The organism is Shewanella denitrificans OS217, assembly GCF_000013765.1.
In the GTDB taxonomy this organism is placed as follows: Bacteria; Pseudomonadota; Gammaproteobacteria; order Enterobacterales; family Shewanellaceae; genus Shewanella; species Shewanella denitrificans.
On record NC_007954.1, the window covers coordinates 1,476,871 to 1,494,249 of the forward strand.

Genomic DNA, 17,379 nt, shown 5'->3' on the forward strand with positions numbered 1-17,379 from the left:
TCACTTTTGGCCTATTTGCTAAGTGCTAAAGGCTAGTTGCGGTAAATGGCACCGGTTTTGGCATCCACTAGCACATAGAAGACTTCACCTTGTTCTGTGAGTAATTTAACCCTGTAACCTGGATTACCATTGACTTGGCTTGCTTGTATGGTCAATACCTTGGCTTGGTATTGGCTGCGCACCCTTTGCATCGCTTGTTGCGGTGTTCTGATGGCAAGATCTGATTGGTTGTTGGGACCGGGTTGCTGAGCAATATTGACTTGTGAGTATGCATATGTCGCCATGCCATAGGTTTGAGCCATGACAGAGCTTGTGCATAATAGGCACACAGAGGCGGCATAAAATGCGATGGTCCATCTACAACCAAGTTTCATTTAACACTCCAATAATTAATCGTTTTGCATCTTCGATAACCAGTGTAAAAGAATCGCCACCAATTAGAAACAAGCACTATAAACATGCACTATAAACAAGTGCTGATAGCATTCAGTTTAATGTTTGAGTGTGAACATAAGCTGAACGCCAAATAATCTAAGCTTGCGGATAAATGAATTTACCTGACTTGGACTTATGTTCAGCTAGCGTTCAGTTTAGTTGCGCTTTAATGCCTGCAAACAGCACCTAGCATCCTTGGCAAGCGTTAAGGCTAACTGGTGCTAGTGAATCGACAATTGGAGGCTTTATGTCAATTAATAAAATTACCGATAATCTAACCACCAGCGCTGAACATAGCGAAAATCATCATGATAATAACCAAGTGACGGCGGGTAAAAACATGTCTAGCCGCAGTTTGCTTTACGTTGCCGTGGCACTAGGCTTGTTTACCTGTGTGGCCGCTCAAGCTGAAACCCAGGCTGCATTAACCCAAGAATTAAAAGATGAAGAGGGGCTTAGCCTTGAAAGAAGCCAATTTAGTGTGAGCCTTGAAAGTTCTAGCACGACAAAGGGTACGGCCACACCAAGCGGTGCCGAAAGCACAGCGTTGACCACAGGATTGCAATATAACGAGTTAGCTTCTGAGCTTAAACAATTGCATCAAGGTGCGAGCCTTAGCCGCCTCTGGAGTCAAAAAAAACCGGCATCAGTGGATTCGGTGAATTCAGTCGCTTCGATGAATAAGGGCGATGCTGCGGGCAGTAATCTTGCCACAAAGGCTTCAGTCTTGAGCGATCCTGCAGTGAAAGCCTCACCAGCAAACCTAAGAACTGTTAACACCCTAGATCAAGGGCTGCTTGGCATGACCCGCGAGCAAAAAATGGCAATTAAAAGCGCTGAAAACTCCGCCAGTGTTCAGGCATTACAGTCAAGTGGTCTGTTTCACAGCTTTAACATCTATGATGCCAACACGCATTTGCTGGAAGATTTCGACGGTGACAGTTTTTATTCGACCTTTAGTGTGACCTTTGATGCCGATGTCGATGGGATTGGCTACAACGAATACGCCGATGTGTATGCCGAGCTCTATGTCAGCCAAGAGGGCGGGCCTTGGCTGCATTACTACTCCACCGAAGTATTTAGCATTGCGGGTAACTCAAGTTATGATGATTATCGAGTGCTAACAACACTGCAGTCAGGTTATCAGACTGCCCATTATGATGTGCTTATCGACTTGTACGAAGTGGGCGTTAGCAACCCTGTGGCCACCTTAAGCTCAAATGACACCAATGCACTTTATGCATTGCCACTTGAAAGTAGAGACAGAGACCCTATTTATGTTGAACCCCATGTGGATACTTACATTGAAGTGGAAGCGGGAGGGGCTTTATCTTGGTGGGAACTGCTAGTGTTGGTCAGTCTTGGCTTACTGGCAATCCGGAAAAGTCCGCAGTGCTAATTGTTGCGGACAAGTGGAATTTGTTGGCTAACAGGGTAAAAAGTGTAATTTAATGGCTTATCTGCACTCTTTAGCCCGAATAATCGGCAATTGAGCCGTGATGGGCATATACAGCAGCCGATAATCGCCATAGTATCAGGCAAGATTTTTATTAAGGGCCTGCTTATTGCGGGCTCAGAAGGAGTAGTTAAATTGTTGCAATCTAAATCATCTCTTGTTTTAACTGGATTCGTTGCTGCCACTGTGTTCATCACAGGTTGCCAATTACCCAACCCCTACACAGGTGAAGAGCAAAATGCCAAGGCCACCAATGGTGCCATGATAGGTGCCATCGCCGGCGCCGCCATTGGCGTGGCCTCGGCAAGTAAGAAAGACAGAGCCAAAGGTGCGTTAATTGGCGCTGCATCGGGCGCCGCAGTGGGTACTGGCATAGGCTATTACATGGACGTGCAAGAAGCTAAATTACGTAAGCAGCTCAAGTCTACTGGCGTGAGTGTGACTCGTAGTGGCGACAACATCATCTTAAACATGCCTAATGATGTCACCTTTGGTGTCGATGAAACGGTACTGAGTTCACGGGCGAAAGAGGTGCTAGCGAGTGTGGCATTAGTGGCTAAAGAGTTCGATGACACTCGCTTACATATCACAGGATACACAGACAGCAGCGGCAGCGATTCTTATAACCTGCGCTTGTCTCAGGTGCGTGCCAATGAAGTGGGCCAGTACTTGATGCAGCAGAAAGTGGCGGCAAATCGTGTCGTGTCTTCTGGTCGCGGTGAGTCATCACCTATTGCCGATAATGGCACTCCGGCAGGTCGCGCGCAAAACCGCCGCGTTGAAATTGTGCTAAGCCCAATGTCATAAACCTAATGTCATAAGTTAGGCATTTATCCCTGCGCTATCGCGCAGGGATAAATGCAGCCTAAACCAAGACAACAAAAAAGAACCTCAGGGTTCTTTTTTTATCAGGATAAAGCGGATAACAAGCGTTAAAGCATGAGTCTGCTTACATCTCAACGTCTATCACGGTTGACACCAGTTGCCCTTTGGCTAGACGGGTGTGCAGGCTGTCACCGACTTTCACCTTACTGGCATCTGTTATCACTTTGCCGTTGGCGTTACTGCTGATTGAATAGCCGCGGCTTAAGGTCGCAAGCGGACTCATGGCTTCCAATTGGTGAACGGCTTGCTTTAGCCGCTGCTCAGCGCTGCCTAGGGTGTCTTTGATGGCGTCATCAAAGCGGCCACTGACATGAGTTAACGCTTGATGAGCCAATCGTAATTTATGTTCAGGGGATTGGCGCTGCAATTGGGCGCTCAAGCGTTCATGGCGCAGTGTGAGGCGACTCAGTCTATGTTTGAAGGCATTGTCTAGGCGCAATTGAAACTCATCGAATTGCTGCTCAAGTTGTTGCAGACGGCGTTTGGGATCTTGCTGATTGAGTCTGTGTTGCAAGTTGACAAAATGCTTGTCTTGGCTTAATTGATAATGGCGCATGCCTTGGGCTAAACGAGATAACATCAAGGCTAACTTCTGCGCTTTATTGCCCTTATCCTGAGATAACAACTCAGCGCCAGCAGAGGGGGTAGGGGCGCGTACATCGGCAACATAATCACTGATGGTGGTATCCACTTCATGACCAACGGCGCTCACCACAGGCAGGGCTGAGTTATAAATGCTGTGGGCCAGCATTTCATTGTTAAAACACCATAGATCTTCCAGTGAACCGCCGCCTCGGGTCAGTAATAACACATCGACTTCTAAACGCTTATTGGCAAGCTCGATGGCGCGGCAGATGTTGTCACTGGCGCTGGTGCCTTGCACTTGGGTGGGGTAGACCACCACTTCGATGGAGGCATCCCGGCGCTGCAGTACATGCAGCACGTCTCGTAATGCGGCCCCTGTTGCAGAGGTGATAATGCCGATGCGCTGAATATTACTGGGCAAGGCCCGTTTGGTCTCACTGGCAAATAAGCCTTCTGCTGCCAGCTTCATTTTCAACGCTTCATATTCTTGGGCCAGTAGACCGTCTCCGGCAGGCAACATGGATTCCAGCAGCAGCTGATAATCGCCTCTAGGCTCATAGACGCTAATGGCCCCTTTGACTAATACTTGTTGGCCGTTAACTGGCCTGAAATTGACACTTTGATTTCTGCCTTTAAACATGGCGCAGCGAATTTGTGAATGGGTGTCTTTTAGGGTCAAATACCAGTGGCCGGAACTTGGGGATGAAAAATTTGAGATTTCGCCATTGAGCCAGATTTTACCAATCTGACCCTCGAGAATTTGCCGAACTTCGCCATTGAGCCGTGATACGGTATAAACATTGTTTTTAGCGGCTTTCATGGTTATTTCCTACTTAAATCGGCTTTTTTGTTATTTTCCATTTACCAAGTGCAGATTGCAAGGTATAATCTCGCCGCAATATTTCACCTCTAAATCCTACTCAACTGGGGAGATGTTGCAATGCTACGTTTACTAAAAGATGCGCTCACGTTTGATGATGTGTTGCTGGTTCCAGCTCACTCGACTGTCCTCCCAAATACTGCTGTCCTTAAAACTCGTCTAACGAATACTATCGAATTAAACATTCCCTTAGTGTCTGCTGCTATGGATACCGTTACTGAATCCCGTTTAGCTATCGCTATCGCTCAGGAAGGTGGTTTAGGTTTTATTCATAAAAATATGAGCATAGAACAGCAAGCCGAAGAAGTGCGTAAAGTAAAAAGCTACGAAGCTGGCATAGTTCAACAGCCTGTTACTGTTACCCCTTCCACCACCCTTGCAGATTTAAGAGTACTCACTGAGAAAAACGGCTTTGCCGGTTATCCCGTGGTGAATGATGCACACGAACTTGTGGGCATTATTACTGGCCGCGATGTGCGCTTCGTTACCGATTGGAGCAAAACAGTCGATGACATGATGACGCCAAAATCACGTCTGGTGACGGTTGCCGAAGGCACTAAGCTTGATGAAGTGCAAAAACTTATGCACCTTAACCGCATTGAAAAAGTCTTGGTGGTGGATGCAAACTTCAAGCTTAAAGGCTTAATCACGGTTAAAGATTTCGAAAAAGCCGAACGCAAACCCAATGCGTGTAAAGATGAGCTAGGCCGCTTACGTGTTGGCGCTGCGGTTGGCGCAGGTGCTGGCAATGAAGAGCGCGTCGATGCCTTAGTCAAGGCGGGCGTAGACGTACTGCTGATAGACTCTTCCCATGGCCATTCTGAAGGCGTGCTTCAGCGCATTCGTGATACCCGTGCAAGATACCCAGATTTACAAATTGTTGGCGGTAACGTAGCCACGGCTGAAGGCGCGATTGCCTTAGTGGAAGCGGGCGTTAATGCGGTTAAAGTGGGCATAGGTCCAGGCTCTATTTGTACTACTCGTATCGTTACTGGTGTTGGTGTGCCGCAAATTACTGCCGTATCAGATGCCGCTGCTGCGGTTAAAGCCCTAGGCATTCCTGTGATCGCCGATGGCGGCATCCGCTTCTCTGGCGATTTGGCGAAAGCCATTGCTGCAGGTGCTTCGTGCATCATGGCGGGCTCAATGTTTGCCGGTACCGATGAGGCGCCAGGGGAAACTGAGCTGTATAAGGGCCGTGCTTACAAGTCTTATCGCGGCATGGGTTCTTTAGGCGCCATGAGCCAAGGCTCATCTGACCGATACTTCCAAACTGATAACGCCGCCGACAAGTTAGTGCCTGAAGGCATTGAAGGCCGCGTACCTTACAAAGGCTTTATTAAAGAAATCATTCACCAGCACATGGGCGGTCTGCGCTCATGCATGGGGCTCACAGGTTGTGCCACCATTGCTGAGTTAAATGAGAAAGCTCAGTTTGTTCGGGTGACATCGGCTGGCATGGGGGAGTCACACGTGCACGACGTGACCATCACCAAAGAAGCACCGAATTACCGTTCGGGTTCATAGGTGTTTGAGGGCGATCTTGGGGTCGCCCTTTTCTTAGCTGATTTTTGTTATTTGTTAATTATTTACTGCTTTTTAGTGGTTAGTTTATTAAAGGTGAAACATGAGCAATATTCATGAGCATAAGATACTGATCTTAGATTTTGGATCGCAATATACCCAATTAATCGCCCGCCGTATTCGTGAAATTGGCGTCTACTGTGAGCTTTGGGCTTGGGATGTGAGTGAAGCGCAAATTCGTGAATTTAATCCTCAAGGGATCATTCTTGCGGGCGGTCCTGAAAGCGTAACCGCAGAGAATTCACCGCGAGCACCAGAATATGTGTTTAATGCCGGTGTGCCTGTGCTAGGTATTTGTTATGGCATGCAAACCATGTCTGAGCAACTTGGCGGCAAAGTGATCCAAGGTGTAGGCGAGGGCGAGTTTGGTTATGCCCAGGTTGAGATGTTACTCGAATCTGCGCTATTTAAAGGCATAGAAGATGCCATAAGCCCTGCGGGCCGACCCTTACTCGATGTGTGGATGAGCCACGGTGATAAGGTTTCAGCCATACCTGAAGGTTTTAAGGCTGTGGCTAAGACAGATACCTGTCCGTTTGCTGCTATGGCTAATGAAGAAAAGCGCTTCTATGGGGTGCAGTTCCACCCTGAGGTGACTCACACTCGCCAAGGTCTGCGTATGCTTGAACATTTTGCTGTGGCCATCTGTGGTTGCGGTACTAATTGGAAGCCAAGTTCAATCATAGAAGATGCCATCGAGCGCATTAAAGCCCAAGTGGGTGATGACGAAGTGATCTTAGGTTTGTCTGGCGGCGTGGACTCTTCTGTCGTGGCCATGCTATTGCACCGCGCCATTGGCAAAAAACTCACCTGTGTGTTCGTTGATAACGGGTTACTGCGCTTGAACGAAGCCGAGCAAGTGCTAGAAATGTTTGGCGATCATTTCGGGCTCAACATTGTCCACGTGGATGCGGAAAATCGCTTCCTCGATGCCATGGCCGGTGTTGCCGATCCTGAAGCTAAGCGTAAAATCATTGGCCGAGTATTTGTGGAAATCTTCGACGAAGAATCCAAGAAATGCGCTAACGCTAAATGGCTGGCACAAGGCACTATTTATCCAGACGTGATTGAATCTGCGGGCAGCGCGACTGGCAAAGCTCATGTGATTAAATCCCACCACAATGTGGGCGGCTTACCCGATGACATGGAAATGGGTTTAGTTGAGCCACTGCGTGAGCTGTTTAAAGATGAAGTGCGTAAAATAGGTCTAGAGCTAGGCTTGCCATACAATATGCTTTACCGCCACCCATTCCCAGGTCCTGGCCTTGGTGTTCGGGTATTAGGTGAAGTAAAGAAAGAGTATTGTGACTTACTGCGCCGCGCCGATGCAATTTTCATCGAAGAGCTGCATAAAGCTGATTTATATAATAAAGTCAGCCAAGCCTTCACGGTATTCTTACCGGTACGTTCTGTTGGTGTTATGGGTGATGGCCGTAAGTACGATTGGGTGGTGTCACTTCGTGCAGTAGAAACCATAGACTTTATGACAGCGCATTGGGCGCATTTGCCTTATGACTTCTTAGGCCGAGTGTCTAATCGTATCATTAACGAAGTCGATGGTATTTCCCGGGTAGTGTATGATATCTCCGGTAAGCCACCTGCGACTATCGAGTGGGAATAAGCCCGTTGGCTTAGCCCTAACAAGGTTGTGAGTATAACAAGAGGCGCTTAGGCGCCTTTTTTATTGAGATTAAAACAAACGTTATGAGTATAGAAACAAACTTAATGGCTAAGGGTTCTGAGGCATTAATGGACAGAGAGTCTTCAGCTGACAGAGAATCTTCGACTGAAAGCGAACAGCAACTAAAAGATGAGCATTGGATGCGGGTCGCCATGAGCATGGCCGAAGAGGCTGAGGCAAAAGGGGAAGTGCCGGTTGGCGCCGTGTTAGTTAAAGATAACCAACTGCTTGCCACTGGGTTTAATTTAAGTATCAGCGAGCATGATTGCAGCGCCCATGCGGAAATGGCCTGTATTCGCGCCGCTGGGACATTGATAGAAAACTATCGACTGCTGGATACCACCTTGTATGTCACGCTAGAGCCTTGCCCTATGTGCGCCGGCGCCATGGTGCATGCTCGGATAGCCAGGTTAGTGTTTGGCGCCACAGATCTTAAAACGGGGGCGGCGGGCAGTGTGATGAATTTGCTGCAACATCCTGGGTTAAATCATCAGCTTGAGATCACAAGCGGGGTTCTGGCTGAGCCATGTGCGGCTCAGTTGAGTGCGTTTTTTAAACGAAGGCGTGCTGAGAAAAAAGCGCAAAAGCGGCAAGGTACTTAGGACTAACTTGTCTGTTCTGCGAAATTGAATGAATAAAAGGTTTTTTGTCTATTGAGCAAACGGCGTTTACGCACTTTCATCAGGCTACGGCGGCGCGCTAAGTTGGCATTGAGTATTTTTCTTCTCACAGTGGCACTCCATTGATGATTATTCTGCTTAATTTCGCGCCAGTGATTATCTCAATGGCGCTTATTAAGCAAAGCATACAGGGTTTAAGCTAAGTTACCAGCGTTTAAATCTAGGCGAAAGACCTAGGTGCAATAAGGGTGACACAGCGCTAATACAGGCTCACTTAGTACGCTCAGAAACCGGTCTCACTCTCACTAAGTGCTCTTAATAAGTACTCCTAAATGAGTACTCTTAATAAGTACTCTCATCAGCACCCTCATCAAACCCTGTGACTCAAACCCTAGGGTTAAACATATCCCTAGGGCTGGCCTGCACCCAACTTAGGCTTAAGGGTGTTATTGGTTTTACTGTCGCTTGCCAGTGACTGTTTAATGTTATCATTAGCATCAACTTTATCCGCCAATATTTCAACCGGTGCTTCTATGACTTCCATCTTTTTAGTCTGATTATCGACCCAAACTAAGGTGTCATAATAACGGCGTATGCTATCCACATAATGTACGGCTTGGCTGCCTCTGGCGTAACCATAGCGAGTCTGTTTATAGTATTTTCTCTGCTGCAACAGTGGCAGCACCTTTTTAACATCACGCCATGCATCGGGATCCATGTCCATGGAGACCGCAAGACGACGTGCATCTTCTACATGACCCATGCCGATATTATAAGCCGCTAAGGCAAACCAAATTCGTTGGCTATCACTGATGGACTCAGGAAGCCTTTCTATCATATCTTTCAGATAGATGGCGCCGCCACGTATGCTTTGCTCTGCATCTGTTCTGTCACTGACGCCCACATAGCTTGCGGTGGGTTGGGTCAGCATCATCATGCCTCTGACCCCAGTTTTTGAGCGCGCGTTGGGGTTCCAATGGGACTCCTGATAGCTGGCCGCGGCTAGCTTGCGCCAATCCAGCTCACCTGAGTAGGTTTCAAATAAACTGCGATAGGCCGGAAGTACATTGTCTATGGCGCGAATAAAGGCACGGGTGTCCACGTAATCGAAGCGTTTAACATGGCCAAAATACTTTTCATTTAAGTGCTCTAAGGTACCTGCTCTTTGCTCATTGTGCCAAAATGCCAGCAATTGGCTCATGAGCTTGTCGCTGTTTTTAGGCGGCAGTAACCAGACCACTTCAATTTTTTCTTCCAAAATCATCCCAGCACGTAGCTCAGGCAAGAATCTTTGATTGATCAATAAACTGTTGGAATCAGAAATGGTGTAGTTAAGCTCACCCTTGGCAATCAAGGCGAATAGCTCTTCATTGTCTTTATCGTTCACTTGGTTCCACAGCAGCTCTGGGTAGTCCTTTTGCAGCTGAGTCAAAGTATTAACCGAAGATGAATTGGACATCACAGTGATCTCACCACTTAAGGTGCCAATGTCTTTAGGCTCTGGGGTGCCTTCACGGTAGACCAAGACTTGGTTTACCTTATAAAGGGTCGGCCCCATTTTAAATTGCTCGCCTCTGCCAGGGGTTTTGGCAATACCCGCGGCAATGATATCAATATCATTGTCTTTAAGGGCTTTGAACAGTTGTTTACGGTCGGTAAAGGGGATCATCTCTAACGACACACCTAAGTAGTCGGCAAAGCGATTGGCCATCTCGTAGTCAAACCCTGTTTCACCTTGGGAGTTGTTGACGTAGATCTGCGGCCCATACAAGGTACCGACTTTTAGCACGGTACGTTTTTGGGCTTTAGGGCTTGCCTCTATCTCAACGACCTCTGCTGGCTGGCAGCCAGACAATAAGAGGCCCAATAAAATGACATATAAGTATTTAATCATATTGTTTAATAAGTTAGTAAATCTCTGTGTCACGAAAAGGCCGAAATATCATGCCCGCTTGAGTCAAATTTGTAGGGGATATAGGTATAATTGCTGCTCACTTTAGCAGGAGTTTGCGCAAACGCCTAGTTCTGATTGAAAAGTGAGCGATTTGTGTAATTTAATTACTCCCTCGAGGGCCATCAGGGGTCATCTTCCAGTGGATTGATTTGATATTCGGGAAACACTGTTTTGGTGCGTGACAGCGGGTGATTTGTCCTAGTCGATTCCTTATAATAGCGCCAATTCTGACCCTTCAATTAAAAAATCATAAGGTGAATTGACGTGATGGAGATCATTCGCGGAGCCCCTGCACTCTCAGCTTTTCGTGTACAACAACTCATGAAAGCCTGCGATGCCGCGGCGATACCTGTAAGGCACATATATGCTGAATTCATGCATTTTGCCCATTTAACCAACGCACTTAATGATACACAAACCCTTCAACTAGCAAGCATTCTCACCTACGGCCCCGCCATCGAGGCCCATACGCCAAAAGGCCAGCTTTATTTAGTCACACCTCGTCCGGGTACCATTTCTCCTTGGTCATCGAAAGCGACCGATATTGCCCATAATTGTGGCCTAAGCCAGATTAAGCGTCTCGAACGCGGCATCGCCTATTATGTCGAGGCCGATACTCTGGATGCCAGCCAGCAAAAGGCGTTGCAGGCCCTGCTTTATGATCGCATGGTGGAGGTGATTTTCGATGATATGGCAGCCGCCGAAACCTTATTTGATCGCACTGAACCCAAAGCGTTAGCAAGCGTTAATGTGCTGGGTGAAGGACGACGGGCACTGGAAGTGGCTAACAGCCGCCTAGGCCTCGCCTTGGCAGAAGATGAAATTGACTACCTAGTGGACAATTTTGTGCGCCTCAAACGTAATCCCAATGACATCGAATTGATGATGTTTGCTCAGGCAAACTCTGAACATTGCCGTCATAAAATATTTAATGCCGACTGGACTATCGATGGTGTGGTGCAAGATAAATCATTATTTAAGATGATTAAAAACACCTATGCCGTCACGCCTGACAACGTGTTATCCGCTTATAAAGATAACGCTGCGGTCATGACAGGCTCTGTGGCTGGGCGTTTCTTCCCCGATGAAACCGGGGTATATGCTTATCATGTTGAGCCATGCCATATTTTAATGAAGGTGGAAACCCACAATCACCCAACCGCCATTAGCCCTTATGCGGGCGCCGCTACAGGTTCGGGCGGTGAAATTCGCGATGAAGGCGCAACCGGGCGCGGCTCTAAGCCCAAAGCGGGCTTAGTGGGGTTTAGCGTATCAAACTTAAATATCCCAGGGTTTATACAGCCATGGGAAGCACAATACGGTAAGCCTGAACGCATAGTCACGCCACTTGAAATCATGTTAGAAGGTCCACTTGGCGGCGCGGCGTTTAATAACGAGTTCGGCCGTCCTGCGTTAGTGGGTTATTTCCGTACCTATGAGCAGGAAGTCAGCAGTCACAATGGTGTCGAAGTACGCGGCTATCATAAGCCCATCATGCTGGCCGGCGGTCTTGGTAACATACGTGAAGATCATGTGCAAAAGGGTGAGATCACCGTTGGCGCTAAGCTAATCGTGCTTGGTGGCCCTGCGATGAACATAGGTTTAGGCGGCGGCGCGGCATCTTCGATGGCGTCGGGTCAATCCAGTGAAGATTTAGATTTTGCTTCAGTGCAGCGTGAAAACCCAGAGATGGAGCGTCGCTGTCAGGAAGTTATCGACAGATGTTGGCAGCTCGGTGACGACAACCCCATTCAGTTTATTCATGACGTGGGCGCTGGCGGGTTATCCAACGCCTTCCCTGAACTGGTTAATGATGCAGACAGGGGCGGGCGTTTTAATTTGCGCAATGTCCCTTCAGATGAGCCTGGCATGAGCCCACTTGAAATTTGGTGTAACGAATCTCAAGAGCGTTACGTGCTTTCGGTTGCCCCAGAGAACCTGGCCCGATTCGAGCAAATTTGTCTGCGTGAACGGGCGCCATTTGCGGTGGTGGGTGAAGCCACCAGTGAGCAGCATTTAACCTTGGCGGACAGTCACTTTAACAACAAGCCTATCGATTTACCTCTTGAAGTCTTATTGGGTAAAGCCCCTAAGATGAGCCGTGATGTGGTGTCGAAAAAAGCGCTGTCTCCTGCGCTTGATGAATCACAAATCACTGTGGATGAAGCGGTCACTCGCATATTAAGTTTGCCGACGGTTGCCGATAAGTCGTTTCTTATCACCATTGGCGATCGCAGCGTCACAGGCCTTGTGAATCGCGACCAAATGGTCGGCCCTTGGCAGGTACCTGTGGCAGATTGCGCCGTTACAGCTGCAAGTTTTGATACCTATGCCGGTGAAGCCATGTCTATTGGTGAGCGTACGCCGCTGGCGTTACTGGACTTTGGCGCTTCGGCCCGTATGGCGGTGGCCGAATCCATCATGAATATTGCCGGCACGGATATTGGCTCATTTAAGCGCATTAAACTTTCTGCGAACTGGATGTCAGCAGCAGGGCACCCTGGTGAAGATGCGGGCCTCTATGAAGCAGTAAAAGCCGTGGGTGAAGAATTATGCCCACAGCTTGAAATCACCATCCCGGTGGGTAAAGACTCAATGTCGATGAAAACGGCCTGGGAAGACAATGGGGTGCATAAGTCTGTGACTTCGCCTATGTCGTTGGTTATCACTGCCTTTGGTGTGGTGCAAGACATTCGCAATACTGTTACCCCTGAGCTTCGTAGTGATAAAGGCGACACCGCCCTCTTGTTGCTTGATTTAAGCCATGGCAAAACCCGTTTAGGTGGCTCTTGCCTCGCCCAAGTGTTTTCAAGCTTAGGGGATGTGGCGCCAGATCTTGATGACAGTACGACCCTTAAAGGCTTCTTCGAGGTGATGCAGACCTTAGTGGCTGATCAGTCGATATTGGCTTATCACGACAGAAGTGATGGCGGCTTATTCACTACTGTGACTGAGATGGCGTTTGCCGGTAACACTGGGGCTGAAATTGATTTGAGCGCGCTTCAAGGCTCAGATCTTGCCAGACTCTTTAATGAGGAACTCGGCGCCGTTATCCAAGTGAGTCAAGCGCAAGCTGAAGCTATCACGGCGCAATTTATTGCCGCAGGCGTTGCTTGTCATGCTATTGGCGGCTTAACTGAGCACAATAAACTGGTTGTTAAAGATGGCTCACGGGTGGTGTTCCAGCAGCAGCGAAGCGAGCTTCGCCGCCTTTGGTCGCAAACCAGCTATAAGATGCAGGCATTAAGGGATAACCCAGATTGCGCCTTGGAAGAATTTAGCCTTAAGCAAAGTGAAACTGACCCGGGCTTAACCGTTAAACTGAATTTTGACCCAAGCCAAGATGTGGCAGCGCCTTATATTCTTAAAGGCATAGCGCCTAAGATGGCCATTCTACGTGAACAAGGGGTTAACTCTCACGTTGAAATGGCAGCGGCCTTTGACAGAGCTGGCTTTGAAAGTCGCGATGTGCACATGTCAGATATTTTATCGGGCCGCATCAGTCTCGATGAATTCCAAGGATTGGTTGCCTGTGGCGGCTTCTCCTACGGTGACGTATTGGGCGCAGGGGAAGGTTGGGCGAAATCCATTTTGTTTAACCAAAGAGCCAGGGATGAGTTTTCACGCTTCTTTGAGCGAGATTTAAGCTTCGCCTTAGGGGTCTGTAATGGTTGTCAGATGTTATCTAACCTTAAGGAAATTATTCCAGGCAGTGAGCATTGGCCGCGATTCGTGCGTAACCGCTCTGAGCGCTTCGAAGCTAGGGTGAGCTTAGTGGAAGTGCAGCAAAGCCCATCGCTGTTTTTTGAGGGAATGGCGGGGTCAAGAATGCCCATCGCCGTGTCTCATGGTGAAGGCTTAGCCGAGTTCGCCTCAATGCAGGCGATGACAGCTGCTGAAAGCACAGGCACTGTGGCACTGCGCTACGTGACGGGCACTGGCGAAATTGCGACTCAATACCCACAAAACCCTAACGGTTCACCGAACGGTTTGTCCGGCATCTGCAGCACAGATGGCAAAGTGACTATTATGATGCCGCATCCTGAGCGAGTGTTCCGCACAGTCGCCAACTCTTGGCATCCAGATAACTGGGGCGAAGACAGCCCTTGGATGCGCATGTTCCGCAATGCGCGGGTCAAGTTAGGCTAATCAGTGGTAAAGAGCATGATTAGAGAGGAGACTTAGGTCTCCTCTTTTTTTTGCGTGTTTATATGCAAGGGAAAAGGTGATCTAAGTCTATAAAAATGAGCAATTAATTAGACTTAAATTGATCTAAATCAATTTAAGAGGATAATGAAGCCGCTGAAATAGCCTGATTTTTCATTTCCATTGAGGATCATGGCTTTTACTCGTCACCCCATTCGCATTTGCTATGCTCATAGTTTCATGGCATCTGGTTGTATTGCGTTAGGAGCAAGTTATGATTATCCAAGAGGTGGTAGAACTGTCACGACTACAGTTCGCACTCACCGCCATGTACCACTTTCTATTTGTGCCACTCACCTTAGGCTTGGCGTTTATCCTCGCCATCATGGAATCACTCTATGTGATGACCAGTAATCAAATTTATAAGGACATGACTAAGTTTTGGGGCAAGTTATTTGGCATTAACTTCGCCATGGGAATAGCCACAGGCCTTGCGATGGAGTTTCAATTTGGCACCAACTGGTCATATTATTCTCATTACGTCGGCGATATTTTTGGCGCGCCGCTGGCCATCGAAGCCTTGATGGCCTTCTTCTTAGAGTCCACCTTGGTGGGTATGTTCTTCTTCGGCTGGGACAGATTCAGTAAGGGCCAGCATTTGGCCATTACTTGGCTGGTGGCCTTAGGCTCAAACATGTCGGCGCTGTGGATTTTAATCGCCAATGGTTGGATGCAAAACCCGGTTGGCGCCGTGTTTAACTATGAAACCATGCGCATGGAAATGACCAGCTTTGCCGAGGTGGTGTTTAACCCTGTGGCACAGGTGAAGTTTGTCCACACTGTGGCATCAGGCTATGTGGCTGGGGCCATGTTTGTCTTGTCCATCAGTGCCTATTACATACTCAAAAAACGTGATTTGGCGTTCGCCAGACGCTCCTTTGCCATAGCTGCAAGTTTTGGTATGGCATCCATCTTGTCGGTTATCGTGCTTGGGGATGAGTCAGGTTATGAAGTGGGCGAAGTGCAGAGGGTTAAGCTTGCTGCCATCGAAGCTGAGTGGCACACAGAGCCTGCGCCTGCCTCTTTCACCTTAGTGGGCCTGCCCAATCAAGACACTATGGAAACAGATTACGCCATTAAAATTCCTTATATGATGGGCATTATCGCCACCCGCTCATTAGATGGACAAGTGACGGGCATAAACGAGTTGATCGCGGAGCATAAAGTGCGTATTCGCCAAGGCATTCATGCTTATGCTTTATTAGAGCGGCTAAAATCCGGTGACAAGAGTCCCGAGCTTGACGCTGAGTTTGATGCGTTAAAAGTGGATCTTGGCTATGGTTTATTGCTTAAGCCTTATACCGACAAAGTAGTGGATGCCAGTGAAGCGCAAATTCATGCCGCGGCGTTAGATTCAATTCCAAGCGTAGCGCCTATGTTCTGGAGCTTTAGATTCATGGTGGGCTCAGGAATGATTATGTTATTGGTGTTTGCCGCTGCGTTTTGGCAGAGCACTCGCCATAAAATTGCTGAGAAAAAATGGGTATTACGAGCCGCACTCTATAGCTTGCCTCTGCCTTGGGTTGCCATTGAATGTGGCTGGTTCGTGTCAGAATTTGGCCGCCAACCTTGGACCATTTCTGAGGTCTTGCCTACTTATATGTCGGCATCGAGCCTAACGGCGGCGGATCTCTGGTTTAGCATCATCTCAATTACTATTTTCTACGCTATCTTACTGGTGATTGAGCTGTTTTTAATGTTCAAATTTGTCCGCCAAGGGCCCAGTAGCCTAAAGACGGGACGTTATCATTTTGAACAAAAGGAGTTAGCTAATGTTTGATTATGAAACCGTAAGGTTTATCTGGTGGGCCTTGATTGGGGTATTGCTGATTGGCTTTGCCATCACTGATGGGTTCGACATGGGGGTTGGCGCTTTATTGCCGATTATCGGTAAGGATGACACAGAGCGCCGTATCATGATCAATTCCATCGCGCCCCATTGGGATGGTAATCAGGTGTGGTTAGTGACGGCGGCGGGGGCATTATTTGCCGCTTGGCCCATGGTTTATGCGGTGGCGTTTTCCGGTTTTTATGTGGCCATGATGCTAGTGCTGTTTGCCTTGTTCCTGCGTCCAGTGGGTTTTGATTATCGCTCTAAAATCGCAGAACCAAGATGGCGTAAGAGTTGGGATAGAGCCATTTTTGTTGGTAGCACAGTGCCGCCGTTTGTCATAGGTGTCGCCTTTGGTAATTTGCTGCAAGGGGTCCCCTTTGATTTCGATCAGTACCTGCGTGCCACCTATCATGGCGGCTTTTTCGGTTTGCTTAATCCTTTAGGCATATTGTCAGGCTTATTAGCTGTGTCCATGGTCGTGATGCAGGGCAGTGCTTGGTTACAAATGAAAACCCAAGGTGAGCTAAGAGTGAGAGCGAGTCGCACAGCAATGTGGAGCGCATCGACGTTACTCATCTTGTTTGGCGCTGCAGGTTTGTGGGTTGCTTTTGGTTTAGAAGGCTATCAAGTGGTGAGCACCTTGTCCCATTCTGGGCCTTCAAACCCCACCACTAAAGAAGTGGTGTTGGTAACCGGTGCTTGGCTTGGGAATTATCAGTTATATCCATGGACCATAGCCTTGCCAGTCATTGGACTCACTATGCCCTTGGTGGTGATGTTAGCCAGTCACTTTAGCCGTTGTGGCTGGGTATTTTTTGCAAGCTCTCTGACACAAGCCGGGGTGATATTAACCTTTGGCGCGGCATTGTTTCCCTTTATTATGCCCTCATCACTTGCGCCAAATATGAGCTTAACTATGTGGGATGCCACCGCTAGTGAGATGTCATTAACCGTGATGACTGTGGTTGCTATGATATTTATCCCCTTGATATTGAGCTACACCTTATGGACCTATTTTAAGATGCGTGGCCGTTTAAGCCGTGATTTTATTGAGAACAACAGCACTTCACTCTATTGAGTTAAGCGATTAAATAAGGAGAGACTATGTGGTATTTTGCGTGGATCTTAGGGGTCTTGCTCGCCTGCTCATTTGGGATCATTAATGCCCTCTGGCTTGAGAATACTGAGAATCTAGACAGACTGTCTGACGACAGTGAAGATTAAGTTGGCAATAGCCTGAAGCTTAACGAAAAGCCCCG

Annotated in this window: 13 protein-coding genes; 9 read left to right on the forward strand and 4 right to left on the reverse strand. The window is 48.1% G+C overall.

Going from position 1 to position 17,379, the window contains the following annotated elements; translation table 11 throughout:
- Nucleotides 1–32: 32 nt before the first annotated feature.
- Entirely contained in the window at nt 33–374 is a 342-nt protein-coding gene (locus SDEN_RS20185; RefSeq protein WP_011495710.1) for a PepSY domain-containing protein, read from the reverse strand.
- A 308-nt stretch (nt 375–682) separates the two neighbouring features.
- On the opposite strand from SDEN_RS20185, the gene SDEN_RS20815 reads away from it, so the two are divergent.
- A complete protein-coding gene (locus SDEN_RS20815; protein ID WP_011495711.1) occupies nt 683–1,834 on the forward strand; it encodes a choice-of-anchor H family protein in 1,152 nt (383 codons plus the stop codon).
- 195 nt (nt 1,835–2,029) lie between these two features.
- Nucleotides 2,030–2,698 carry an OmpA family protein gene (locus SDEN_RS06605; protein WP_157599920.1) on the forward strand — a complete coding sequence of 223 codons (669 nt, stop codon included), beginning with the start codon at nt 2,030–2,032 and terminating at the stop codon, nt 2,696–2,698.
- A 142-nt stretch (nt 2,699–2,840) separates the two neighbouring features.
- Here SDEN_RS06605 and xseA read toward each other — a convergent pair whose 3' ends face one another.
- A complete protein-coding gene (gene xseA, locus SDEN_RS06610) occupies nt 2,841–4,181 on the reverse strand; it encodes an exodeoxyribonuclease VII large subunit (protein WP_011495713.1) in 1,341 nt (446 codons plus the stop codon).
- Between the two features lie 120 nt (nt 4,182–4,301).
- Here xseA and guaB point away from each other — a divergent pair, with 120 nt between their 5' ends.
- The 3 genes from guaB (at nt 4,302) to tadA (ending at nt 8,108) form a co-directional block, all read left to right on the forward strand.
- Complete coding sequence (gene guaB / locus SDEN_RS06615) at nt 4,302–5,768, forward strand: IMP dehydrogenase (protein WP_011495714.1); 1,467 nt, start codon at nt 4,302–4,304, stop codon at nt 5,766–5,768.
- Nucleotides 5,769–5,868: 100 nt separating this feature from the next.
- Nucleotides 5,869–7,446 carry a glutamine-hydrolyzing GMP synthase gene (guaA, locus tag SDEN_RS06620; protein ID WP_011495715.1) on the forward strand — a complete coding sequence of 526 codons (1,578 nt, stop codon included), beginning with the start codon at nt 5,869–5,871 and terminating at the stop codon, nt 7,444–7,446.
- A gap of 128 nt (nt 7,447–7,574) precedes the next feature.
- A complete protein-coding gene (gene tadA / locus SDEN_RS06625) occupies nt 7,575–8,108 on the forward strand; it encodes a tRNA adenosine(34) deaminase TadA (protein ID WP_011495716.1) in 534 nt (177 codons plus the stop codon).
- 2 nt (nt 8,109–8,110) lie between these two features.
- Here the strand turns inward: tadA and SDEN_RS20935 are convergent, their stop codons facing one another.
- Complete coding sequence (locus tag SDEN_RS20935) at nt 8,111–8,236, reverse strand: hypothetical protein (RefSeq protein WP_269571450.1); 126 nt, start codon at nt 8,234–8,236, stop codon at nt 8,111–8,113.
- Nucleotides 8,237–8,535: 299 nt separating this feature from the next.
- The gene (gene mltF, locus SDEN_RS06630) at nt 8,536–10,020 is read right to left on the reverse strand and encodes a membrane-bound lytic murein transglycosylase MltF (RefSeq protein ID WP_011495717.1); all 1,485 of its coding nucleotides are present in this window, start codon (nt 10,018–10,020) and stop codon (nt 8,536–8,538) included.
- A gap of 327 nt (nt 10,021–10,347) precedes the next feature.
- Here mltF and purL point away from each other — a divergent pair, with 327 nt between their 5' ends.
- The 4 genes from purL to cydX all read left to right on the forward strand — a co-directional run bounded on the left by purL (nt 10,348) and on the right by cydX (nt 17,344).
- On the forward strand, nt 10,348–14,229 hold the full coding sequence (gene purL, locus SDEN_RS06635) for a phosphoribosylformylglycinamidine synthase (RefSeq protein ID WP_011495718.1): 3,882 nt from the start codon (nt 10,348–10,350) through the stop codon (nt 14,227–14,229).
- A gap of 271 nt (nt 14,230–14,500) precedes the next feature.
- Complete coding sequence (locus tag SDEN_RS06640) at nt 14,501–16,066, forward strand: cytochrome ubiquinol oxidase subunit I (protein WP_011495719.1); 1,566 nt, start codon at nt 14,501–14,503, stop codon at nt 16,064–16,066.
- Nucleotides 16,059–17,198 (forward strand): cytochrome d ubiquinol oxidase subunit II, encoded by a 1,140-nt coding sequence (cydB, locus tag SDEN_RS06645; RefSeq protein ID WP_011495720.1) that lies wholly within the window; start codon nt 16,059–16,061, stop codon nt 17,196–17,198. The genes SDEN_RS06640 and cydB overlap by 8 nt, the downstream gene beginning before the upstream one ends.
- Nucleotides 17,199–17,224: 26 nt before the next feature.
- On the forward strand, nt 17,225–17,344 hold the full coding sequence (gene cydX / locus SDEN_RS20190; RefSeq protein WP_011495721.1) for a cytochrome bd-I oxidase subunit CydX: 120 nt from the start codon (nt 17,225–17,227) through the stop codon (nt 17,342–17,344).
- Nucleotides 17,345–17,379: the final 35 nt, after the last annotated feature.